The 23,336-nt window shown below is 62.6% G+C and carries 23 protein-coding genes; 13 read left to right on the forward strand and 10 right to left on the reverse strand.

Annotated elements, in window-relative coordinates:
* The first annotated feature begins 130 nt into the window (after positions 1-130).
* Positions 131-1,708, forward strand: coding sequence for an NAD(P)/FAD-dependent oxidoreductase (locus J2X76_RS22095; protein WP_310219450.1), 1,578 nt, complete (start codon positions 131-133; stop codon positions 1,706-1,708).
* Positions 1,709-1,776: 68 nt separating this feature from the next.
* Positions 1,777-2,292: a MarR family transcriptional regulator gene (locus J2X76_RS22100; RefSeq protein ID WP_310219451.1), complete on the forward strand. Its 516-nt coding sequence runs from the start codon at positions 1,777-1,779 to the stop codon at positions 2,290-2,292.
* Positions 2,293-2,309: 17 nt separating this feature from the next.
* Here J2X76_RS22100 and J2X76_RS22105 read toward each other — a convergent pair whose 3' ends face one another.
* Together J2X76_RS22105 and J2X76_RS22110 are read right to left on the reverse strand one after the other, a co-directional pair.
* Positions 2,310-2,984 (reverse strand): amino acid ABC transporter permease, encoded by a 675-nt coding sequence (locus J2X76_RS22105; RefSeq protein WP_113126908.1) that lies wholly within the window; start codon positions 2,982-2,984, stop codon positions 2,310-2,312.
* 79 nt (positions 2,985-3,063) lie between these two features.
* A complete protein-coding gene (locus J2X76_RS22110) occupies positions 3,064-3,861 on the reverse strand; it encodes an ABC transporter substrate-binding protein (protein WP_162736287.1) in 798 nt (265 codons plus the stop codon).
* Positions 3,862-4,233: 372 nt separating this feature from the next.
* On the opposite strand from J2X76_RS22110, the gene J2X76_RS22115 reads away from it, so the two are divergent.
* Positions 4,234-4,938 (forward strand): hypothetical protein, encoded by a 705-nt coding sequence (locus J2X76_RS22115; protein WP_113286493.1) that lies wholly within the window; start codon positions 4,234-4,236, stop codon positions 4,936-4,938.
* A 16-nt stretch (positions 4,939-4,954) separates the two neighbouring features.
* On the opposite strand, the gene J2X76_RS22120 is transcribed toward J2X76_RS22115, so the two are convergent.
* The 5 genes from J2X76_RS22120 to J2X76_RS22140 all read right to left on the reverse strand — a co-directional run bounded on the left by J2X76_RS22120 (position 4,955) and on the right by J2X76_RS22140 (position 11,501).
* Positions 4,955-6,130 (reverse strand): alpha-hydroxy acid oxidase, encoded by a 1,176-nt coding sequence (locus J2X76_RS22120; RefSeq protein ID WP_310219452.1) that lies wholly within the window; start codon positions 6,128-6,130, stop codon positions 4,955-4,957.
* Positions 6,130-8,007, reverse strand: coding sequence for an ABC transporter ATP-binding protein (locus J2X76_RS22125; protein WP_310219453.1), 1,878 nt, complete (start codon positions 8,005-8,007; stop codon positions 6,130-6,132). The genes J2X76_RS22120 and J2X76_RS22125 overlap by 1 nt, the downstream gene beginning before the upstream one ends.
* Position 8,008: 1 nt before the next feature.
* The gene (locus tag J2X76_RS22130) at positions 8,009-8,866 is read right to left on the reverse strand and encodes an ABC transporter permease (protein WP_113286496.1); all 858 of its coding nucleotides are present in this window, start codon (positions 8,864-8,866) and stop codon (positions 8,009-8,011) included.
* A 1-nt stretch (position 8,867) separates the two neighbouring features.
* Entirely contained in the window at positions 8,868-9,884 is a 1,017-nt protein-coding gene (locus tag J2X76_RS22135) for an ABC transporter permease (RefSeq protein ID WP_113126949.1), read from the reverse strand.
* Positions 9,885-9,965: 81 nt separating this feature from the next.
* Positions 9,966-11,501, reverse strand: coding sequence for an ABC transporter substrate-binding protein (locus J2X76_RS22140; protein WP_113126903.1), 1,536 nt, complete (start codon positions 11,499-11,501; stop codon positions 9,966-9,968).
* 403 nt (positions 11,502-11,904) lie between these two features.
* On the opposite strand from J2X76_RS22140, the gene J2X76_RS22145 reads away from it, so the two are divergent.
* The 6 genes from J2X76_RS22145 to J2X76_RS22170 all read left to right on the forward strand — a co-directional run bounded on the left by J2X76_RS22145 (position 11,905) and on the right by J2X76_RS22170 (position 17,661).
* Positions 11,905-12,333: a hypothetical protein gene (locus J2X76_RS22145; protein WP_310219455.1), complete on the forward strand. Its 429-nt coding sequence runs from the start codon at positions 11,905-11,907 to the stop codon at positions 12,331-12,333.
* Between the two features lie 10 nt (positions 12,334-12,343).
* Positions 12,344-13,957, forward strand: coding sequence for an AMP-binding protein (locus J2X76_RS22150; protein WP_310219456.1), 1,614 nt, complete (start codon positions 12,344-12,346; stop codon positions 13,955-13,957).
* Between the two features lie 71 nt (positions 13,958-14,028).
* Entirely contained in the window at positions 14,029-14,454 is a 426-nt protein-coding gene (locus J2X76_RS22155) for an organic hydroperoxide resistance protein (RefSeq protein WP_046631594.1), read from the forward strand.
* A complete protein-coding gene (locus J2X76_RS22160) occupies positions 14,454-15,632 on the forward strand; it encodes a thiolase family protein (protein WP_310219460.1) in 1,179 nt (392 codons plus the stop codon). The genes J2X76_RS22155 and J2X76_RS22160 overlap by 1 nt, the downstream gene beginning before the upstream one ends.
* Complete coding sequence (locus J2X76_RS22165) at positions 15,629-16,873, forward strand: SDR family NAD(P)-dependent oxidoreductase (RefSeq protein WP_310219462.1); 1,245 nt, start codon at positions 15,629-15,631, stop codon at positions 16,871-16,873. Before J2X76_RS22160 ends, J2X76_RS22165 begins: the two co-directional genes overlap by 4 nt.
* Positions 16,870-17,661, forward strand: a complete 792-nt coding sequence (locus tag J2X76_RS22170; RefSeq protein ID WP_310219464.1) for a cyclase family protein — start codon at positions 16,870-16,872, stop codon at positions 17,659-17,661. The genes J2X76_RS22165 and J2X76_RS22170 overlap by 4 nt, the downstream gene beginning before the upstream one ends.
* Here J2X76_RS22170 and J2X76_RS22175 read toward each other — a convergent pair.
* On the reverse strand, positions 17,640-18,182 hold the full coding sequence (locus tag J2X76_RS22175; RefSeq protein WP_162732157.1) for a winged helix DNA-binding protein: 543 nt from the start codon (positions 18,180-18,182) through the stop codon (positions 17,640-17,642). The genes J2X76_RS22170 and J2X76_RS22175 overlap by 22 nt on opposite strands.
* 100 nt (positions 18,183-18,282) lie before the next feature.
* Between J2X76_RS22175 and J2X76_RS22180 the strand changes: the two genes are divergently transcribed.
* Positions 18,283-19,089 (forward strand): aspartate/glutamate racemase family protein, encoded by an 807-nt coding sequence (locus tag J2X76_RS22180; RefSeq protein WP_113126896.1) that lies wholly within the window; start codon positions 18,283-18,285, stop codon positions 19,087-19,089.
* Between the two features lie 5 nt (positions 19,090-19,094).
* Here the strand turns inward: J2X76_RS22180 and J2X76_RS22185 are convergent, their stop codons facing one another.
* Both J2X76_RS22185 and J2X76_RS22190 read right to left on the reverse strand, forming a co-directional pair.
* The gene (locus J2X76_RS22185) at positions 19,095-20,021 is read right to left on the reverse strand and encodes an NADP-dependent oxidoreductase (protein WP_310219466.1); all 927 of its coding nucleotides are present in this window, start codon (positions 20,019-20,021) and stop codon (positions 19,095-19,097) included.
* A gap of 27 nt (positions 20,022-20,048) precedes the next feature.
* Entirely contained in the window at positions 20,049-20,804 is a 756-nt protein-coding gene (locus tag J2X76_RS22190) for an aldolase/citrate lyase family protein (protein WP_113126894.1), read from the reverse strand.
* Positions 20,805-20,999: 195 nt separating this feature from the next.
* Here J2X76_RS22190 and J2X76_RS22195 point away from each other — a divergent pair, with 195 nt between their 5' ends.
* The 3 genes from J2X76_RS22195 to J2X76_RS22205 are packed head-to-tail and all read left to right on the forward strand — an operon-like array spanning position 21,000 to position 23,304.
* Entirely contained in the window at positions 21,000-21,707 is a 708-nt protein-coding gene (locus tag J2X76_RS22195) for a GntR family transcriptional regulator (protein ID WP_113286504.1), read from the forward strand.
* The gene (locus J2X76_RS22200; RefSeq protein WP_310219467.1) at positions 21,704-22,798 is read left to right on the forward strand and encodes an LLM class flavin-dependent oxidoreductase; all 1,095 of its coding nucleotides are present in this window, start codon (positions 21,704-21,706) and stop codon (positions 22,796-22,798) included. The genes J2X76_RS22195 and J2X76_RS22200 overlap by 4 nt, the downstream gene beginning before the upstream one ends.
* Entirely contained in the window at positions 22,795-23,304 is a 510-nt protein-coding gene (locus J2X76_RS22205; RefSeq protein WP_113126891.1) for a flavin reductase, read from the forward strand. Before J2X76_RS22200 ends, J2X76_RS22205 begins: the two co-directional genes overlap by 4 nt.
* Positions 23,305-23,336 lie beyond the last annotated feature (32 nt).

Consider the following 23,336-nt stretch of genomic DNA (forward strand, 5'->3'; position numbering starts at 1 on the left):
ATGGCACTTCGCTGTCTCGATTAAGGGCGGGTACAGCCCGCCATCGGCTTCTCGACCGGTTGCCCGCCCTTGATGCCGTTTCCAGAAAATGTATGCATATGGATAAATAATGGGAACAGGGGACGGGACGATGACGGCTTATGACGCGGTGGTGATCGGAGCGGGCCATAACGGGCTTGCGAGTGCCATCCACCTGGCCGCAAAGGGCTGGTCGGTGGCTGTCGTCGAGGGCAAACCGGATCCGGGCGGTGCGGTGAAGACACGCGAACTTACGCTGCCGGGCTTCCGGCACGATCTTGCTGCCATGAACCTGTCGATGTTTGCGGGCTCGCCCTTCTTCGCCACCTACAAGGATGAATTGATCGCCCATGGTCTCGGGTTTGTACCGGCCAGACACTGCTTCGCCAGCGTGTTTCGGGATGGGACGCATCTGGGCGTCTCGACCGATCTCGAAGAAACGGCCGGAGCGATCGCGGCGATCTCTCCGCAGGATGCGGCGGCATGGCGAAAGCTGTTCGCAGAATTCGGCTCCGACGCTCCGCATATTTTCGGGCTGCTTGGTTCGCCGATGCCGTCGCTTGCCGCTGCGAAAGTGGTCTGGAAGGCGTGGCGGGAGAAGGGCAGCGGCTGGCTTTACGATACGGTGCGCATGCTGCTCGCCTCGCCCCGCGATTTCCTCGATACTCGGTTCCGCAACGACAAGGTCAAGGCGATGATGAGCGCCTGGGGACTGCATCTGGATTTCGCGCCGGATGTGGCGGGCGGTGCACTTTTTCCCTACCTCGAAAGCATGGCGAACCAGGCTTTCGGCATGGTGATCGGCCAGGGCGGTGCCGATACGATCGTCAAGGCGATGACCGGGCTTTTGAAGGCGAAGGGCGGTGAACTGATGCTCGGCACGCCGGTCGAGCGGGTCGAGACGACCGGCGGCATGGCGACCGGCGTCAGGCTTGCCGACGGACGGGTGGTCACGGCCCGCAAGGCGGTCATCTCGAACGCTCATCCCCAGCTGTTGTTCGGAAAGCTCGTCGATACCGATCCCGCCCGGGAAACATTCGATCGCAAGGTCGAAAGGTTCCGCGCCGGACCGGGCACGATGATGATCCATCTGGCGATGGACGGCCTCCCCGATTGGAGAGCCGGCGAAGCGCTGAAAGACTATGCCTATGTGCATGTGGCGCCGGATCTGGCGATGATGTCCAGGGTCTATTCGGAGGCGATGGGCGGCCTGCTGCCCGCCGAACCGGCTTTGGTCGTCGGCCAGCCGACGGCGCTCGACCCGTCGCGCGCGCCGAATGGCAAACATGTGCTCTGGGTTCAGGTGCGGGTCCTGCCGGCGGAAATCCGTGGCGACGCGGCCGGGACCATCGCGGGTACGGATTGGGATGCGGTGAAGGAAGCCTATGCCGACCGGGTGCTCGACATTCTCGAGACGTATGCGCCGGGGACGAAAGCGAAAATCCTCGGCCGCGCGGTATTCTCTCCGGCCGATCTGGAGCGGGAGAACCCGAACCTGATCGGCGGCGACAATCTTTCCGGCAGCCACCATCTCGACCAGAATTTCCTGTTCCGGCCCGTGGCGGGTTATTCGCGCTACAAGACCCCGGTGAGGTCGCTCTATCTCTGCGGCGCGTCCACCTGGCCCGGCGCCGGCACGGGGGCGGGCTCCGGCTTCATGCTGGCAAAAATGCTGGCCGGGAAAGGCTGAGCGCGAACCTTTGACATTTCAAATATCTGCTTCTAGACCTTGGATCGGTTACAGAGGCAGCATTCGGAATGGCAGAAGCGGAAGCGACCAACGTCGATCTGGAGATCATCGTTCAAGGCGTCCAAGGGCGGTCGAAGCCCGAGCTGCGCCTGTGGTTGCGCATGCTGTCGACGACCAAGCTGATCAGCCAGGAAATCCGCCGCCGTCTGCGCACAGAGTTCGGCGCGACGCTGCCGCAGTTCGATTTGATGGCGCAACTCTATCGCGAGAAGGACGGGCTGCGGCTCGGCGAGCTTTCCAGGCGCACCATGGTCACCAACGGCAATGTCACCGGCCTTGTCGAGCGGCTGGAAGCGGACGGCTATGTGCAGCGGCTGACGCCGGACGGCGACCGGCGCGTGACTGTCGCAAAGCTCACCGATGCCGGCACGATGCTGTTTGCGGCGATGGCCGCGGCGCACGAGGGCTGGCTGCAGGACATGATGGCGGATGTCGATCCGCGTATGGTCGGCGCCCTTTGGCTGGAAATCGGTTCGCTCAAGAGTTCCGCCAGCAATCATCTCTCCGGTGCGGCCTTCGAATAACCGCGTTGCCGGGGTTCTCAGCGCTTCTTTTCCTTGTTGAACTTCTGTTCGAGAAGATTGACCAGCCGTACCATCGGCCAGAGGAAGGCGATGTAGATCAGCGCGGCGCCGATCAGCGGCGTCGGATTGGCGTAAAGCGCCTGCGCGTCCGTCGCCTCCTTCAGGAGTTCCGGCAGCGCGACCGTCGAGGCAAGCGAGGTATCCTTGAACATCGAAACGCAATTGTTGGTCATCGGCGGAATGACGATGCGGATCGCCTGCGGCAGCACGACCTTGCGCAGGGTGACGAAGAAGGGCAGGCCGAGGGCATCGGCCGCCTCGAACTGGCCGCGCGGAATGCCTTCGATGCCGGAGCGGAAGATTTCCGCCGAATAGGCGGCCATGACGATCGAGAAGGCGAGGCCCGCGGACGTCCAGGACGACAGGCGGATGCCGACGAAGGGCAGGGCGTAATAGATGAGTATCAGCACCACCAGCATCGGCGCCGCGCGAAAGATGTCGATGTAGAGCACCGTCAGGTAGCGCACCGGCTTCGGCCCGTAGAGGCGCAGGAGCGCGATCACCAGCCCGCAAGGGATGCCGAAACCGATGCCGGCAACGCCGAGCAGGAAGGTGTTGATCAGCCCGCGCAGCAGCGCCGGAAACGCGTCGCCGAGAACCCCGAGATTGAAGAAAGTGTCGAGGAGGGTCATTTCCTGGTGCCTCTGTGCTCACGAAAATGCCGGCCGTCGCCGGCCGGCATGACTGGGATTTGCAGAATCGATAGCCGGCTTATGGCTTTGGCAGCGGCTGTTCGACGGCGGATGCCGAACCGGCCGCCGGATCCGAACCGAACCACTTCTTGTGGATCGCGGCCAGCGTACCGTCCTTCTTCATGGCGGTGATCGCGTCGTTCGCCTTGGCGAGCAGCGGATGGTCCTTGGTCATCATCAGGCCGTATTGCTCTCCGGTCTTGATGCGCACCTTGACGGCGAGGTCCTTCATCTTGAGGAAGGCGTATTCCATGCCCGGAACGTCGCTGACGGCCACGTCGGCGCGGCCGGCCGAGAGATCCATCAAAAGATCCTGCTGGGCGTTGTAGCTCTTGATGTCGCTGATGCCGTATTTTGCCTTGTTGTCCTTGGCCCATTTGTCGCCGGTGGAGCCGGCCAGAACGCCGACGACCTTGCCCTTCAGGTCCTCGACCTTGGAAACGGTCGCTTCCTTGCGGGTGGCGATGCCCATGTCGGCATCATAATAGGGCTGCGTGAAGGACTGGCTGCCAAGGCGCTCCTTGGTGATGGTGATCGAGGAGATCGCGACATCGATGCGCTTGGAGGATGTGGCGGCGAACAGAGCCTGGAAACCGAGGTCGGAAATCTCGACCGTCATGCCGAGGCGTTTTGCCACTTCATTGACGATATCGACCTCGAAACCTTCGAACGTGCCCGTGGCCGTCTTGTATTCGAAGGGCGGGTTGCTCGGATAGGAGCCGACGACAAGCGCGGCGGCCGAAGCAAAGCCGGCGCTTGCGACGGACAGGGCGGCGGCACCTGCGAGGCCGAAAAAGGCGCGGCGGAAAAGGGTCATGGTCATGATTTCGTTCCCTCTGTTTTCGTGACCGGCGGGCATTTTCCTCTGCCGGATCGGATAGGATTCTTGGTTGTTGGTCAATGCAGCGGCCGGGCACAAGCTCTCCCCCAAGAGCAATCCAGCGCCCTCTCAACCCCTCTTTCCACGCGCGATCGGAGCGGATCGTGATCGAAAATCCCGCAAGTTTCAAGCGGAAAGATTGAAGCTTAAATCAAGTCCGAGAGGTCCGTTCGGAGGGATAAATCATGGGGCGTGAATAGTTTAGGTTTAAACTTGTTTTTTCGTGTCGCCGGTTCGATAGTGGGCGCGACAGGGGAACAGAGGCCGCCGGCAACCGTTGCGGCTTCACAGAAAAGCAGGAACCAAGCCATGCGTTTTGCCTATTTCGCCTTTTTCGAAAACACCGATGGCAGCGAACTTGCCGTGAGCAAGGCGGATGTCGAGACCGTCGCCGAGATCGTCAAGCTGACGCCCGGCCTCACTTCGGCCAATCTCTATACGCCCGAAGTCACCAAGGACATGTACAACAAGGACGAGCAGTCGCCGATCTTCGGCATGCAGCTCTATTTCAACGATTTGACGGATCTGGAAGACGCAATGGCGCCGGCCGGCCACCTGCATCAGCTTGCCGCTTCCGGCGTGCTTTCGAGCATTCGCGGTGCGAAGGGCACGCAGCAGGCCATGTATGCGCGGCATTTCCCGGTCGACGATGTCAGGCTCGATATCGAAAAAAACGGCAATCCCTGTTCCTACGTGGTGCATTATACCGGTCCGGCTCAGGACCTGAACGTCTGGATGCACCATTATGTCAGCCACCATCCGCAGGTGATGCGCACCTTTCCGGGCATCCGCAAGATCGAGGTCCTGTCGCGGATCGATTGGTGCGGTTTCCTTCCCTGGGAGCGGGTCAACCACATGCAGCGCAACCGGGTGATGTTCGACAGTCCGGCCGCGCTTCAGGCAGCGCTGCAATCACCGGCGCGCATCGCCATGCGCGAGGATTTCAAGACCTTCCCGCCCTTTGAAGGCGGCAATTCCCATTTCCCGATGGAAACCAGGATCATCGTCCCCTGAGGGACGATGAGGCTGTTCAGAGCTTGATATGGTCGCGGTCGAGATCCGCGACCGAGCGGCAGCCGAGAAGCGCCAAGGTGCGGCGGGTCTCTTCTTCGAGGATGGCGATGGCGCGAGCCGCACCCGCTTCGCCGCCGGCCGCTAGACCATAGAGTGTTGCCCGGCCGGTCATGACCGCATCGGCGCCGAGCGCCAGGGCCTTGACGATATCGGTGCCGCGGCGAAAGCCGCTGTCGGCGAGGATGATGATCCTGCCTTTCAGCTTGCTGGCGATTTTTGGCAGGACTGTCATCGGCGAGGGGGCGCCGTCGAGCTGGCGGCCGCCGTGATTGCTGACGACGATGCCATCGGCGCCCACATCGATGGCCAGTTCCGCATCGCGCATCGTCATGACGCCCTTTATGATCAGCGGGCGCTTCCAGATTTTTCGCAGATGGCGGATGTGGTTCCAGTGAAGGTCCGGCTCCACCTGCTCGCGTGACCAGATGGCGGTGCGGGCAAAGGTCTGCTGGTCGGCAGGCAGGAAATCGAGGAGGTTGCCGAAGGGCGGGATGCCGCGCGCCATCACCGACAGCGCCCAGCGGGGGTGGCAGAGAATATCCAGCTTGTGGCGCAACGTCGGGTCCATGCCGGAGCGATAATTGCGGCGGTCCCATTCGCGGTTGCCGAATGTCGCCGCGTCGGTCGTCACCATCAGCGCCTGGCAGCCGGCACGTTCGGCGCGGCCGACCAGTTCGTCCATGAAGGTCTGGGAGCGGAAGACGTAAAGCTGCATCCAGTGGGAGAGGTTCGGGATGCCGGAAAGCTCCTCGATCCGCATGTTGGAGACGGTGCTCTGAGTAAAGGTGACACCCGCCCCAGCCGCCGCTTTGGCTAGCCGCCGATCGCCTTCATATTGGAAGAGGCCATTGAAGCCGGTCGGTGCGACGATCAAGGGAAGTCGCATCTTCCGGCCGAAGATCGTCGTCGTAAGATCGGGCATGCCGACGCCGGTCAGCGTCGAGGGACGAAATTCGATTTCCGAGAAGACCTCGCGGTTGCGGCGGAGTGTCCATTCGTCCTCGGCGCCGCCCTCGAGATATTCCAGCACGAAGGCCGGCAAGCGGTTGCGCGCCATGGCCTGGAGGTCGGCGATGGTGACGGCTCGGTTCACATCCCTGCCGCTGTAATACTTCCGCCCGGCGAGCGTCATTACTCCACCTGATAGCCGGCTTCGGCCAGCACCGGCGACCATTCGGCGTTGACATCGTCCGGCGGCACCGCGGCGAGCAGGCTGCGGGTATAGGCATGCTGCGGATTGGCAAACACCGTCTCGGTCCTCCCGCTTTCCACCACTTCGCCACGATACATGACCATCACCCGATCGCAGAGATAACGGACGACGGAAAGGTCGTGGCTGATGAACAGCATCGAGAAGCCGTGCTCGTCGCGCAGTTTTAGCAGCAGATCGAGAAGCTGGGCCTGAACCGACACGTCGAGGCCGGAGACGATCTCGTCGGCGACGAGGATGCGCGGCAGGGTGCAAAGCGCGCGGGCGATGTTGACGCGCTGCTTCTGGCCGCCTGAGAGCTGGGAGGGGAAGCGCATCGCGGCATCCGGCGGCAGGCCGATTTCCTTCAACAGTTCGGCGGCGCGGTCCATGCGCTCGCGGGTGCTGTTGTGCAGGCCGCTTGCCTCGTTCGCCTGGGTGACGATGCTGCCGATCCGCCGGCGCGGGTTGAGCGCCGATTGCGGGTCCTGGAAGACCATCTGGATATATTCGCGGCGATAGGCCTTTTCCGCATTGCCGTTAGCGGTGACATCGCGACCGGCGAGCGTGATCCTGCCGTCGGTTGGCGTATCGAGGCCGACGACGAGGCGAGCGAGCGAGCTCTTGCCGCTGCCGCTTTCTCCGACGATGCCGACGAACTCACCCTCGCCGAGGGTGAAATCGACGCTGTTGACCGCCTTGAAGGCGTTGCGCCTGGCGAACGGGCTCCAGGCGGTCGTATAGGCCTTGGTCAGTTTTTCGCCGTTGAGATGGATCCTGGTCGAGGCGATCTCGCGGCCGGGCGCCAGTGGCGGCGGCACGATGTCCGGCGTCTTTTCGGTGCGGATGCAGGCGGCGATATGGTTGGGACCGATATCGGCGAGCGGCGGTTCGATCTCCGTGCAGGCCTCGATCGCGTTCGGACAGCGGGAGGCGAAGCGGCAGCCTTTCAGTTCTTTCAGCACCCGCAGGCCCGGCATGCGTTCCGGCAGGATGAAGAGACCGCGGCGCGGGCCCGATATGTTCGGGTTGGCGAGCTGCAGGCAGCGCGTATAGGGATGTGCCGGTGCCGAGAAAAGCTGTTTTGCCGGGCCGCGTTCGGCCGGGCGGCCGGCATAGAGCACCATGATCTCGTCGCTGATCTGCGAGGCGAGGCGCAGGTCGTGGGTGATGAAGATCACCGCCGTGCCGTCGCGCTTCTGCATTTCGGCGATCAGCTTGACGATGCGGGCCTGGATGGTGACGTCGAGCGCGGTGGTCGGCTCGTCGGCGATCAGCAGGCGCGGGCGGCTGGCAAAGGCCATGGCGATCAGGATGCGCTGGCACATGCCGCCGGAAAGCTGGTGCGGATATTTTTCCAGAAGCGCTGCGCCATGCGGCAGATGGACAGCCTCGAATTCCTTGAGAGCCCGCTCGCGCCAATGCTCCCCGGGGGCAAGACCGATGCGCAGAAGGTGTTCCTTCATCTGCTGGCCGACTGTCAGAACCGGGTTGAGGCCGGAAAGCGGCTCCTGCGGAATGAAGGCGATGTCACGGCCGAGAAGGTTGCGCCGGCGTTCCGCCGCCATCGACACCAGGTCTTCGCCATCGAAGGAAAGGGTGCCCTTGGTGACGGCAAAACCCTTCGGCAGATATTGCGAGATGGTGCGGCCGATCATCGACTTGCCGGCGCCGGATTCGCCGACCAGGCCGAGGATCTTGCCGGGTTCCAGCGAGAAGTTGAGATCGGTCAGGACCGGAAAACTTTCCTTGGCTCCGAGCGATTCAACGCAAAGATTTTTTGCTGAAAGAATGGGATTCTTGGCTGAAGGAATGGCCATGTCAGGTGCGCTCCGTCTGGGTCAGGCGCGTATCGAGCGTGCGGCGCAGGCCGTCGCCCAGGATATTGAAACCGAAGACCGCGAAGAAGATCGCGAAGATCGGCGCGATCAGGTTGAACGGCGCGTCGTAGATGTTCTGGCGCGCATCGGCGATCATCTGGCCCCAGGCGGCGGTTTCGGAGCCGACGCTCATGCCGACGAAGGACAGGATCGCTTCGACGATGACCGCGACGCCCATTTCGAGGCTCATCAGGGTGATCAGCAGCGGCAGGGTGCCGGGCAGGATTTCGCGGGTGATGGTGCGCCAGTGCGAGAAGCCGACAAGCTGGGCGGCCGAAACATAGTCGCGGCGGCGCAGCACGATCACCTCGCTTCGCAGCACGCGGCAGAAGCGGGTCCAGTCGACCAGGACGATGGCCAGCACGACGTTGCGCAGGCCGGTTCCAAGGCCTACCATCAGGATGAGCGACAGGATGACTGGCGGGAAGGACAGCCAGATCTCGACGACGCGGCCGATCAGCCAGTCGACCCAGCCGCCGAAATAACCGGCGACGTGAGCAAAGAAGGCGCCGATGATCATCGCACCGATCGAGGCGCTGAACGCGACTGTCAGCGCGACGCGGGCGCCGAAAATCAGGCGGGAGAGGACGCAGCGGCCAAGGCTGTCGGTGCCGAGCGGAAACATGGCGTCGCCGCCGTCGGCCCAGATCGGCGGGGTCAGGATCGACAGGAGGTTCTGCTCGTTCGGATCGTTGGGCGCCAGATAGGGCGCGAAGATCGCGCAGACGGCCAGAATGAAGATGATCACCAGGCCTGTCTGGACGCGGCCGGATTTCAGCCAGAGCGGAAGGGGTCTCATCTCAGCGTACCCTCAGTTTCGGGTTGAGGATCAGGTAGAGGCTGTCGACCACGATGCTGATCACCAGAACGGCGATGCAATAGGTGAGCCCGGCGCCCTGGATGATCGGCAGATCCGCGTTGCGGATCGCATCGACCATCAGGTTGCCCATGCCCGGATACGAATAGATGATCTCGACCAGCAAGGTGCCGCCGAACAGGAAGCCGAACTGCACGCCCATCAGGCTCAGCGTCGGCAGGATGGCGTTCTTCAGGCCGTGACGGATGAGAATGCGCTTTTCGGAAAGCCCGCGAAGCCGCGCCTGCTGGATATAGTCGTCCTGATAGGCATCGAGCAGGCTTGAGCGCAGCACGCGCATCAGCGACGGCGACAGCGCGATGCCGAGCGCCAGACAGGGCAGGATCATATGTTCCAGAGCGTTGAGGAAGGTCGAGATATTGCCGGTGATCAGGCTGTCGAGCAGCAGGAAGCCGGTCACGACCGGGCGCTCGAAACCGGGGCTGAGGCGGCCGGTGAAGGGCAGGACTTCGAAAAAGACGCCGAAGATCAGGAGCAGGAACAGGCTCCAGAGGAATTCCGGAAGCGACAGCAGCAGGATGGAGAGGAAGTCCATCACCGCTTCGGCGCGGGTGCCGCGGACATAAAAGAGGAAGAGGCCGCCGGCCAGGCCGAAGACGGTGGCGACACCCATGGCGATGACGGCGAGCTCGATGGTGGCCGGCAGGGTCGAGCCGATCAGGCTCGTCACGTCCTGGCGGAAGTGGATGGAGCGGCCGATATCGCCATGGAAGAGCTTGTTCAACCAGATGCCGTATTGCTGGTAGAGCGGCAGGTTGAGCCCCATTTCGGTGCGCATTGCCTCGACTTCCTGAACCGTCGCATTGGGCGGCAGGGACATGGCTGCCGGATCGACCGGCAAAATGCGCAGGATGCAGAAGAGAAGCGCGGAAACTATCAGCAGGATTGGTATCGCGGTCAGCACGCGCTTTACCAAAAGCTTGGCAATGGTCGCAAACATGCGCATGCCCCGTATTACGATGTCAGGGAAGGGGTCCGGATTGGCTCCGGACCCGATAAAACAGATTGGTCAGATCTTCGCTTACGACCAGGACATGGTGCTGCCCAGAACCCAGGCATTGCCATACTTGACGTAGTTGAGGCTCTTCTTCCGGACCAGCGTCTGGACGCTCTGCAGGATCGGGATGTTGGCGCCGGTCTCGACGGCTTCCTGCGCGACCGCCTTGTAACCGGCGATGCGCTTTTCATAGACCGGTTCAACGAACAGCTTGAGGATCTTGTCGCCGATCTCCTGACCCTTCCAGGCGCCGAACGGCATCTTGGGGTTCATCAGATAGCCGGAGAAGATTTCCGGGTCGCCGGTGGCGTTGTCGAAGCTGTAGAGCGTCGCTTCCGGCAGCTTGCCGCCACGGTTGAGCTCGAAATATTTCGAATATTCGATCTGTTCGAGTTCGACCTTGAGGCCGACCTTCTGCCACATCTGCACCAGGGCGCGGGCAATATCGAAGTCGCTCGGGAACTGGCCGTTGGTTGCGGCAAGCTTGAAGGTCGCCGGCTTGTCCGCCGTATAACCGGCGTCGGCGAGCAGCTTCTTCGACAGTTCCGGGTCGTAGGCAAACTTGTAGTCGGGCAGGTAGCCCGGCGTGCCGGGCGTTGCCGGTATCGAGAGCGGCACGGCGGCGCCGCCGTAGAACGCCTTGGAAAGGGCTGCCTTGTCGATCGCGTGGTGGGCGGCGAGACGGACGGCCTTGTCGGTAAAGCCCATGTCGTTGCGCATTTGCAGAAGGATCAGGCGGGTGAAAGGGTTGATCTCGGCGGTCAGGCCCTCGGTCTTGCCGAGCCGCTCAGCTTCGCGGACCGGGATGTTGACGGTCAAGTCCACCTGGCCGGACTGGATGGCGGCGGTGCGGGCCGACGGATCCTTGATGATGTCGATCGTGACGCGCTTGATCTTCGGCTTGGTGCCGAAATAGTCGTCGTTACGCTCCAGCACGATGCGGGAATTCATCTGGTAGTCGACGAGCTTATAGGGGCCGGTGCCGACCGGCTTCTTGGCGAATTCTTCCGGGCCGACGGATTCGACATATTTCTTCGGCACGAGGTAGCTGCCGAGGAATGCAAGCCATTGCGGCGCGGTCGGGGTCGGGGCGGAGAACTTCATTACGCCCGAGGTCGGCGAAAGGATCTCGATGTCGGTGAGCGTGCGCCAGGAATTGGCGATATCGAGCTTCAGGCCGGACTTGATGCGATCGACGAAGGTGTACTTGAAGTCCTCCATCGTCATCGGATCGCCGTTGTGGAACTTCACGTCGCTGCGGATCTCGAAGGGCATCGAAAGGCCATCCGGCTTCAATTCCCATTTGGTGATGAGATTGGCGATCAGCTTCAGGTCCGGCGACTGGTCGAGCGGCTGGTCGAAGACCATCTTGAAGAGCGGCTGCGCATCCGGAACGAAGCGGAGGTTAGGGTCCCAGGACGGCACGTCGGACGGCCAGCCGATGGTGACGTTGTCGGTATCTGCGGCAAAAGCGATTGTGGCCTGTGACAGCACGGAGCCGCTGACCGCGGCGAGGCCGAGCATCTGCAGGAGATTTCTGCGGTCGATTTCAAAAGTCATGACGATCCCTCTGGTTTGCCCGTCGATCGCGACCGACGGACCTGCGGCGGTTGGTGAAACGCAAGCCTGCAATCCTGCCAGGGGCTTCGATTTTTTCTTTTTGAGCCGCTTTTCGCGGTCGTCCCCTTAACAATTGAGGGGATCGTAGAACGAGGTATAAATTACTTCAAGCCTAAAATTTCGGATCGTGAGAAATTGAGAATGCGATCGACCTTTGCGTGTGGAAGGCCGAAAATGCGGGGTTTTTATCAGCCTGCAGGTTGAGAGCGGGGTAGAGACGATCGCCAAATTAGTGACCAGAAACCGATCTCGTAAAAATCCGTTGACGTCCTTTCCAATTATTTTATGCTTAAAATGTCTTTTAGGGAAATGACGCCTCAGCGCGGCTGAAAGAGGGACGTTCATGATCGATCCGCATTGTCATTCCAGTAGCATCATGGTGGAGCGTCCGGCGGCAGTCGCCTTCGAACTGATGTCGGACGGGCTGAAGCAGGGGCAATGGGCCTGGGGCAGCCTCAACCGTACCGAGGTGGAGCCCGGCCTCTTCTGCGGCACCTCGACCTTCACGGGAAAGCAGACTTTCGTGCGGCTGAATGTCGACCGGGCGCGCTTCCAGGTGGATTACGAGGTCGGCGCCGCCAAGGAGGCCATGCAGTTCCGCAACATGTCGCGCGTCATCCCGGGCGAACTCCTGCGGATGGGGCCGGACAAGTGCGTTGTGACGCTGCTGACCTGGCGGCTGGAGACGCAGACGGATGCGGAGTGGATCCAGTTCGGGACGATCCACGAGGCCGAGATGTTCCTGATCAAGGGCATCCTGGAACGGACATAAGGACAGAGCCATGCATTCTCCCTACCTCCTCTTCGAGAACCAGGCGCTGAAAAACCCGGATGCGCCGATGCTGATCGCGCCGGCCAGCGCCAGGCTGGCTTATGCGCCCGAGGGTTTTCGCCATAGCTATGGCCAGGTTTTCGCGCGCGTCGGCCTTCTTAAACAGAAGTTCGCGGCGGCGGGGTATGGGATCGGATCCCGCGTGGCCCTCCTCCTCGAAAACCGTCCGGAATTCTTCGACTACTGGCTGGCGCTCAACGCGATCGGCGTTTCGATCGTGCCGATCAATCCCGATCTGCGCCGCGACGAGCTGCTGTTCCAGCTCGACATGGCCGAGGCGCCGCTGATGGTGGTCATCCGCGAGCGCCTGGATGATCTGTGCAACATCGCGCCCGGCAAGGTGACGGTGATCACCGCCGGTGACGACATTCCGTCCTTGCCGCAAACGCGCGAGGCAAGGCCCGGCGGCCCGGATGCCGAATGCGCCCTGCTCTTCACCTCCGGCAGCACCGGCAAGCCCAAGGGCTGCATTCTCTCGAACATCTATTTCATCAGCATCGCCGAATGGTACACCACGCAGGGCGGCATCGCCGCGATGGGCGAGGGAGCCGAAGTGGCGCTGACGCCGCTGCCGATGTTCCACATGAATGCGCTCGGTTGCACGGCGGTCGGCATGATCATGAAGGGCGGTGCGATCGTACCGCTCGACCGGTTCCATTCGAGCAGCTGGTGGGCGTCGATCGCCGATTCCGGCGCGACGATCATTCACTGTCTCGGCGTCATTCCCGCGATCCTGCTGCAGCTGCCGGCCGTCGAAGCCGAGCGGGCGCACAAGGTGAAATTCGCGCTGGGACCGGGGGTCGATGCCCGCCACAAGATCGAATTCGAGGCGCGTTACGGCATCCCGATCGTCGAGGCCTGGGCGATGACCGAAACCGGCGGGCGGGCGGTGACCACCACCGCGGCGGACGATTACACGCCCGGCCTTCGCTGCATCGGTCGCCCGCGTGCCGGCATGGATTTCCGCATTGTCGACGATGCGGGCATGGATGCGGAAATCGGCAAGCCGGGCGAATTGCTGGTGCGTGCCAAAGGCGCCAACCCGCGCGACGGTTTCTTCAGCGGTTATCTCAACGACGAAAAGGCGACCGAAGAGGCGTGGGAAGGCGGCTGGTTCCATACGGGCGACGTCGTTTATGCCGACGAGAAGGGGCTCCTCTATTTCTTCGACCGCAAGAAGAGCATCGTGCGGCGCAGCGGCGAGAACATCGCCGTGCTGGAAGTGGAAGCCGCACTTGCCAAGGATCCGGCGGTCAAGGCTTCAGCGGTAACGCCTGTGCCGGACGATCTGCGCGGCGAGGAGGTTTTTGCCTTCATCGTCGAAAGCGATGTCGCGGGAGCGGGCGAGCCGACTGAGAAGGCGAAGCGGATCATCGAGGCCGCCGGCGCGCATATCGCCTATCACAAACTGCCCGGCTACGTGGTTTTCATCGACAGGCTGCCGGTGAGTTCGACGCAGAAGCTGCAGCGCGGCGAGATCAAGACGATGGCGGCCAAGGCCGTCGCAGATGGTTCGGCGATCGACCTCAGGAAGCTGAAGGCATCGATCCGCAAGGCGGGATGAACTCTCTTACGGTCCATCACCGCTTCTGATATACTGTAAATCACAGCTTAAATCCTGATATGGAGGCTTGCATGACCCCGGAAAAGATCCTCTACGAGACGTCCGTTACAGCGCATGGCGGTCGGGAAGGAAAAGCGCAGAGCACCGACGGCAGCTTTGCCGTCAATCTGTCGGTGCCGAAAGGGCTTGGTGGCCCCGGGGGCGAGGGGACCAATCCGGAGCAGCTTTTCGCAGCCGGTTATGCGGCCTGCTTCCTCGGTGCGGTGAAGCTCGTGGCGCGCACCAGCAAGATCGCGCTGCCGGACGACGTTTCGATCACCGCAAAGGTCGGCATCGGTCCGGTGCCGGTCGGTTACGCGCTGGCGGTCGAGCTCGTGGCTTCCTTGCCCGGCATCGAGCGTGCGGTCGCGGAAGAGATCGTCGCCGGCGCGCATGAGCGCTGCCCCTATTCCAACGCGACGCGCGGCAATGTCGACGTCAAGCTGACGGTGGCCTGATGGTCTTTTCCCGCGCGCGGCAATCGTATGACGGCGTGGTTCTGGCGGTGCCGGTGACGGTGCCCTACCAGCGCTACTCCATCGAGACCGCGCATTGGTGGATGGGCAAGGCGCTGAGGGCTCTGGCCGATGGCGCCGGCATCAGCCACCGGGATTTCGACGGTTTTTCCGTCGCGAGCTTCACCATGGGGCCGGATGTGGCTGTCGCTCTGACGCAGCATTTCGGGTTGTCGCCGCGCCATATCGACCACGTGCCGATGGGCGGGGCGGCGGGCATCGTCTCGCTCCGCCGGGCGGCACGGGCGGTGCAGGCGGGCGATGCGGACATCGTCGCCTGCGTGGCGGCCGACACCAACCGGGTCGATAGTTTCCGCAGCCTGCTGGCGGGCTTCTCCCGGTTTTCCCAGGATGCCGTCTATCCCTATGGGGCCGGTGGCGCCAACGGCAGTTTCGCACTGATCGCCAGGCATTACATGGATCGCTACGGCGCGACCCGCGAGGATTTCGGCAAGCTCTGCGTCGCCCAGCGCGACAACGCGCTACGTAATCCCGACGCGCTGATGAAGAAGCCGCTGACGCTGGAGCAATACATGTCGGCGCGGGCGATCGCCGAGCCCTTCCATCTGTTCGATTGCGTCATGCCCTGCGCCGGTGCGGAAGCCTTTCTGGTGATGCGTGAGGAGACGGCCACTTCGCTCAAGCTTCCCTTCGTCCGGCTGCTGTCTGCCATCGAACGGCATAATGCGTTTGCCGAGGATCCGGTGCAGGTGCGCGGCGGCTGGGTTGTGGATCGCGACGAGCTTTACGGCATGGCCGGTTCGGCGCCTGGCGACATGGATTTTGTTCAGACCTATGACGATTATGCGGTGATCTCGATGATGCAGTTCGAGGATCTGGGTTTCTGCGCCAAGGGCGAGGGGCCGGATTTCGTGCGCCAGCACACCTTCACGGTGGACGGATCCTTTCCGCACAATACGTCCGGCGGCCAGCTCTCGGTCGGTCAGGCGGGGGCGGCCGGCGGGCATCTCGGCATTACCGAAGCGATGCGCCAGCTTCTGTGGACAGCGGAAGGCAGGCAGGTGAAGGATGCGAAACTCGGGCTGGTTTCGGGCTTCGGCATGATCAACTACGACCGCGGTCTTGCCTCTGCGGCCGCTATTCTGGCGAGGGCGTCATGACCGAACCTCTCCCCAGGCCAAAACGCAAGAACCCGCTTGCCCGTACCACGCAGCCGCTGCTGCCGCCTCAGGCGCGCAGCCGCAAGGCACATGGGTTTACGCTCGCGGCCGCGACCGGCCGCTTCATGCTGCAATGCTGCGGCGAATGCGGGCGTTATACCTATCCGGCGCGCGAAGCCTGTCCGAACTGCCTTTCGTCGGATCTGACGTTCCAGGACGCGCCGAGCGGTGGTTCGCTGCTGTCGGAAACCCGGATCGAGGTCACCAGCGATCCCTATTTCCGCGAACACATGCCCTGGCGCACCGGGATGGTTCAGCTCGACTGCGGACCGGTCGCCGTCGTGCATCTGCATGGCGATTGCGGCGGGCCCGGTAGCCGGCTCAAGCTGTCCCTGCAGCTGGATCGGGCCGGGCAGGCCGTGTTCTTCGCCAAACCCGTTTCGGAGGTGCCGCACATGGAAGACAATCCGCAATGGCGCGAGATGACCGCCGATCCGAAGCACCGCCGGATTTTGATCACCGACGGGCGCGGCCCGCTTGCATTGCCGCTGGCGCAGGCTCTCAAGAAGGCGGGGGCGGCCAGGATCTTCGTCGGCGTGGCCGACCGCTGGAAGCCATTTGACCAGCAGGTGCCGCTGGAGGCGATCGAGGGGGTCGAACTCGTCGATCTGGACCTGACGAGCGAGCGTTCCGTGCAGGATCTGGCGATGGATATCGGTGCCAAGGTCGAGATCCTGATCAACACCGCCGATCATGTCCGGCCGGCGCATCTCTTCGACGCGGGCGCGGCCAATTCGGCACGCGAGGCGATGGATCACACCGTGATGGGACTGATGCGCCTTGCCCAGGCTTTTGGTCCGGTGATGCGCTCGCGCGGCGCAGATGGCGCGACCGGTGCCGTTGCCTGGGTCAACGTGCTCTCGGTGCACGGCCTCAGCAATGCACCGCAATTCGGCGTCCATTCCGCGGCGCATGCCGCCTGCCTGTCGTTGTCGCAATGGCTGCGTACCGAGCTTCGGCCGGGCGGCATCCGGGTTCTCAACGCCTTTACCGGGCCGCTCGATACTGAATGGTTCCAGACCGTGCCGCCGCCGAAGGTGGCGCCCAAGGCTCTGGCCGATGCCGTTCTCGACGGGTTGAAGCGGGGTCTGGAAGATATTTATGTCGGTGATGTCGCCAAGGATATCGAGGCGCGGCTGTTCGACAATCCGAAAGCCGTCGAGCGGGAGGCCGGCCAATGAGCGACGATATTCTGGGCAAATTCGCCGGAGCCTTGGCGAGCGGTGCGGTCCGCGTCGTCGATCTTACCCACACGCTGTCGCCGGATTTTCCGGTCATCGTCATGCCGCCGGAGCTTGGCCAGTCGGCGCCGTTCCGCATGGAGAGGATTTCCCGTTACGATGGCGGCGGGCCGGCCTGGTACTGGAACAACCTCTCGTTCGGCGAGCACACGGGCACGCATTTCGATGCCCCGATCCATTGGTATACGGGCCGCGACCTGCCGCTCAATTCCGTCGATACGCTGCCCCCGGCCGATATGATCGCGCCGGCCTGCGTGATCGATTGTTCGGCCGACGCGGCTAAGGACGCGGATTTCCTGCTGACCGTTTCGGATGTCGTCAAATGGGAAGAAGAGCACGGCCGCATTCTACCGCGCTCATGGGTCCTGCTTCGTACCGACTGGTCGAAGAAGTCAGGCGCCGCCTATGCCAACCTCCTTGCCGATGGCGCCCATACGCCCGGGCCGGATGCGGACGTCATGCGCTGGCTGGTGGCGGAACGGGACATTATCGGCTTCGGGACGGAAACGATCGGCACGGATGCCGGGCAGGCCGGGCATTTTTCACCGCCTTATCCGGCGCATCATTACCTTCATGGTGCCGGCCGCTACGGGCTGCAATGCCTTACCAATCTCGACCGTTTGCCGCCGAAAGGCGCGATGATCGTCGCGGCGCCGCTGAAGATCCAGAACGGCTCGGGCAGTCCGTTGCGCGTGCTCGCGCTCGTTCAGGAGCGCTCGACCGGATGAGAGCCGCTCGCCACGCGCCGGGCGGCCGTGTCGTAGAAGCTTGTCAGCAGTTCCAGCATTTCCGTCGCGTCGCCAAGCCCCTGTTCCGCATGGTCCATCTTCTGGATCAGCGAAATCAGCAGATGCCGGCGCAGGGCGCGGTAATCATGGGCGAGCTTGGTGCCCTTGCGGGTTGGCGTGTAGAGCGTGTCCTTGCGCGAACGGCCCTTGACGCGTTCGATCAGCTGCAGGGTCTGCAGCTTCTTGATGGCGTATTGAATGTTGGCGGTGTCGTCGCGGCCGAGAAGCCTGGAGATTTCGCCAAGCCCTTTTGGCTTGTTGCGATAGCGGATCGTGTGCAGGATGGCGGTGTCGAGACCGCTCAGACCCGCGCCGGCCAGTTCGCTCGAGCATTCAGCCTGCCAGCGCAGGAAGGCGGCCGAAATCCGCCACAGCGACCATTCGAATTCCGTCAGCGCGGCTTCCGACATCTCGACGGTCGTATCGCTCAGCGGGTTTTCGGGCGTGATCGGCGAATTCATGCGGCTCTCCGGGCGGTTTCTGCAACGAGAGTAAAGCCTTAAATTGGTGTTTTGACGAGCACGAAATCGCAACCGGCAAGCGAACGAAACGAGGGGAACAATGCGCATCTTCTGGCAAAGCTTCATCGATGCCACTTCAAGTGCCGCCTATATGAAGCGGCTCTCCAGCTATCTGAACAAGATCGCCGAGCCGGGCACCACGGTGGATGTTTTCGGCATCAGCCCGCCGGACCGGCATTTCGGGCGGCTGGCGGAATTCCGCTGCGCGGCGATCGCGATCGACAACGGGCTGGAGGCGGCGAGCCGCGGCTACGACGCGGTCGTCATCGGCCATTTCCAGGATCCGGGGCTCTACGAACTCAAGTCGGCGCTGACCATTCCGGTGATCGGTGCGGGCGAGGTCTGCATGCACTATGCCGCACGGCTCGGGCGGCGCATGGCGCTCGTCACGCTCGATGACGTCTTTCAGGTCTGGCACTACGAGCAGGCCGATCTCTACGGCCTCGGAGGCCGGGTCAAGCACGTGGTCGGCATGAACTGCGAGCCTTCGGATTTCAGCGCCGCCTTTGCGGGCGACGACGAGGCGCGGTGGCGGATGCTTGAAAACTTCACCGCCTGCGCTGAGCCGCTGGTGCGCGACGGCGCCGATGTCATTGTGCCTGCAGGCGTGCTTCCCGGCCTGCTGGTCGGCGGCGAATATGGGTTCAAGGTCCTGCATGCGCCGGTCGTCAACACGGCGGCGGTGGCGCTGAAGAGCGCCGAGATGGACGTGCGTCTACAGAAGATCAACGGTATCGAAGTGAGCCGCGGGCCGTTTTGCGCGCTCGCCAACGAGCACGCGATCGAGGATTTCCGGACGTTCGTGGCCAAGGGCCGCCAGGCGCCGCTGTTTCCAAGCGACACCTGAAAACGTCACATCGTCAGCATCAGGCGTCCGCGCGAAATGGCGCCTTTTTCCATCAGGCGATGGGCTTCGGCGGCTTCGGACAGGGGCATGGTGCGGGCGACCTGGGGTTTCAATATGCCGGCGCCGGCGAGATCCATCATCGCCTGAAGCGCCGATTTGTCGTCGGTGATCATGGCGCGGGTAACCTTGACGCCGAATTCCTCGCCCCGGTCCCGGATCGGGTCGGCGACAAGCCAGATCATATGGCCGCCTTTTTTCAGCACCTTGTAGGACTTGTCGTGGACTTCGCCGCCCATGAGTTCGAAGACGATGTCCTGATCGGTGAGGATTTCGGAAAAATCCTGTTCGTCATAGGCGATGACGCGGTCGGCGCCGAGGCCGAGCACGTAGTCGCGATTGGTCGAGCGGCAGGTGGCGGTGACGTGGGCGCCGAGATGGTGGCAGAGCTGGACAAGCAATCCGCCGACCGCGCCGGAACCGGAATGAACGAGAACCTTGTCGCCGGATTTGACTTCGGCGGTGCGCACCGAGATCCAGGTGCTGACGCCGGCATTGGTGAGCGCCACCGCATCGATGGTGGAAAGGCTGTCGGGGATTTTGACCGCATGCTTTTCATCGACGGCGATCAATTCCGCATAGCCGCCCTGGGAGAAAGTCCCGGCCATCACCACGGCTCGGTCTCCCGGTTTGAAGGCCGTGACACCGTCGCCGACCGCCGCCACCGTGCCGCCGCCGTCGCGACCGGGCACGCTCGGCATAGGCAGGGTGAAATGGTTTTGCAGGTGCCCGGCGCGGAGCTTCCAGTCGAAGGGGGTGACGCTGGCGGCTTCGAGTTTCACGAGGATCTGGCCGGGTCCGGCGACCGGATCGGGCAGGTCGACATAATGCATCACATCGGCCGGGCCGTGTTCGCTGTACTGTATGGCCTTCACGTCTTCACCCCCGGAAAATTGTTGCGGCTATGCGGAGCGCGCCGCGGTGACGTCGGCGGCGATGCCGGCGCCGAGGAACCTCGTATCGCTTGAGAGCAGGTAGAAGCTGATGCCGGCCTGCGACCATCTGCCGATGTCATCGGGAGAAGGGCGGAAGATGCCGACGGCCTTGCCAGCCTTGCGGGCCGCGCCGGTGATCTCAAGAATGGCTGCGTCGAGCTTTCCGGCTCCATCCGGCCCCATCGCGTCGATCGAGACGGAGAGGTCGCCGGGGCCGATGAAGATCACGTCGACGCCCTCTACGGCGACGATGTCCTCGACATTGGCAAGGCCGTCCGCGGTCTCGATCTGGATCGCCAGGACAATGTTCTCGTTGGCGGATTTCAGATAATCGGGGATGCGGTAACCATAGCCCGCGGCGCGCCCGGGTCCGACGCCGCGTTCGCCGATCGGCGGATAACGAGTGGCCAGAACCGCCGCCTTGGCCTGCGCAGCGTTCGAAACGCGGGGCACCAATACGCCGGCTGCTCCGGCATCCAGCGCTCCCGCAATCGATTCCGGAGCATGGCCCGGCACGCGCACCATGGCGGGTACACGATGCACGTCCGCGGCACGAACGAGATTTTCGATGAGTTCCCGGCCGATCTGGGCGTGTTCGGCGTCGATACAGATGAAATCCAGACCGGCCGCCGCAGTCACCTCGATTGCGACCGGGTGAGGGATCGCCGCGAATGTGCCGATGACGCGCTCGTGACCGATACATTTCTTGCGGAAGTCGCTCATTGGGACGCCTCGTGAAAATCTGCCGCTATGGCTTTGAACCTACACTGATTTAAAGTTTAAGCCTAAAATTCTTGAAGCCGCAAGCTGATTAAATCGTATACTGAAAATCGCTCATTTTGAGGACTTAACGCGACAATCGGGAATATATGCTTGAATAATCAGAAAATCAGTATACGGTTTTGACGGGAGATTTCGATGCTGAAGCTGAGCGACAATCTGGTCGATGCGATCTATGCCGATCTGCGGCAGAAGCTGCAGCGGAGTGCTGTTTCGCCGAGCGATCGCCTTGTGGATACGGAGATTGCCAACGCCCGCGGCATTTCCCGCATGCCGGCGCGCGAGGCGCTGCTGCGGCTGGTTTCGGAAGGGTATCTGGTCGGCACGACGCGCGGCTTTGCGGTCCGGGAACTGTCGCTGGAAGACATTTCGGGGCTTTTCGAAGTGCGCCGTCAGCTCGAACCGCGTGCGGCGGCCTGTGCCGCTCGCGACATGACGCCCGAGATCGAGGCGGAGATCACGGCGGCGATGAACCGGGTGGAACGGGCGCTCGGCGAAAGCGACATTCCGGCCCTGCTGGCAGCCAATGTCGATTTCCGTAATGCCTGGCTGAAGGCGGTCAGCAATCCGCACATGGCGGCGACGATTTCCCGCTTCATCGATTATTTCCAGTCCGTGCGGCTCGGCACGTTCGCCGATCCGGGGACTGCGGAACTTTATATCGATGGCCTTTCCCGCATCCACGCGGCCTTCCTCGCGCGCGATCCGCTGATGGTGCAGGACCGCATGACGCTTTTCATGTTCGCGGCGGAGGAAGCCTATCTCTCCGTTCGGCGGCGCCAGTTGCAGGAGGCGGAGGCCCAGCGTCCCGCCCGCAGAAGAACACAAAAGAGAGGAACAGCATGATCAAGCCGCATCCGCTGAAGGGTCCCAGCAAACTGAAACTCGGCGTCTTTTCGCCGAATGCGGACGGGGGACTTGCGATTACCGACGTGCCGGAACGCTGGCAGGCGCGCTGGGAGGACAATCTCAACGCCGTGCAGATCGCCGATCGCGGCGGGCTCGACTTTTTCCTGCCGATCGCTCGCTGGAAAGGTTTCGGCGGCAAGAACCGGGTGCGCGAATGGTCGTTCGAGACCTTCACCTGGGCGGCAGGCCTTGCTTCGGTCACCGAGCGGATCGGTCTTTTCATGACCGTGCATGTGCCGCTCGTGCACCCGCTCTATGCGGCGAAGGCGCTGGCGACGGTCGACCATATCAGCAGCGGCCGGGCCGGCCTCAACATCGTCTGCGGCTGGAACCCGAAGGAGTTCGGCATGTTCGGGGTGCCGCTGGTCGAAAAGGGTTACGACCAGGCCGACGAATGGCTGGAGATCATGGAGCGGGCCTATGCGTCCGATGCGCCGTTCGACTATGACGGCACCTATTACAAGCTGAAGGACGTCGTCAGCCGCCCGGCGAGCCTGCAGTCGCCGCGGCCGGTCACCATGAACGCCGCCTTCGGCGGGCCGGGCCGGGATTTCGCGGCGAAGAACTGCGACTATCTGTTCACGACCTTCACCGAGATTTCCGAAGCCGGAAAACATGTGGAGGATATCAGAAGCCGGGCGGACAAGCTCGACCGCGATGTCGGCGCCTATACGGTATGCCACGTCGTTTGCCGGGAAACGCAACAGGAGGCGGAGGACTATTATGAGCGTTATGCGGTGACGATGGCGGATCACGCGGCGGTCGACGCGCATATGGCCGGCAAGAAGGAGTTCACCCAATCGCATGACAAAAGCGCGTATGATCTCTATCGCAAGCGTTTTGCCGGTGGCGCCGGCGGCTATCCGCTGGTCGGCACGCCGGAAAAGATCGTCGAAGACATGATCGCCATATCCGAACAGGGATATTCCGGTATTGCAATGTCCTTCGTAAACTACACCTATGAGCTGCCTTTCTTCTGCGATCGCGTCGTGCCTTTGTTGAGGGATGCGGGACTAAGGGTCGAATGACGATGGATATCCTGAGCGACGAAACGGAAGCAACGCGGCTGGCCTTCCGGGAAGGCATGGCCCGGCTGGCGGCGGCGGTGAATATCGTCACCACGGACGGGCCGGGCGGGCTCGCGGGTTTCACGGCGTCGGCCGTCTGCAGCGTCACCGACCGGCCGCCGACGCTTCTCGTCTGCCTCAACCGGTCAAGTTCGGTCGCCGGGATGTTCGAGAGAAACCGGGTACTCTGCGTCAATACGCTCGCCGCAGGCCATGAGCCGATGTCGAAACTGTTCGGCGGCTCTACGCCCCAGGACGAGCGGTTCGCGGTGGGCGACTGGGTGCTCGGCGCGACCGGATCGCCGCGGCTGACCGATGCGATCGTCTCGTTCGATTGCGAAGTGGAAAACGCGGTTGCGAGCGGCACGCATCACGTGCTGTTCTGCCGGGTCATCGGCATTGCCCATGGCCCGGCGGATGAGGAGGCGCTCGTCTATTTCCGGCGCCGCTATCACCATCTCAAGTGAAATGAATTTGACGGCAGCCGCCGCCAACCATT

Origin of the sequence: Neorhizobium sp. 2083, from assembly GCF_031455615.1 — a bacterium.
Classification (GTDB): Bacteria; Pseudomonadota; Alphaproteobacteria; order Rhizobiales; family Rhizobiaceae; genus Neorhizobium.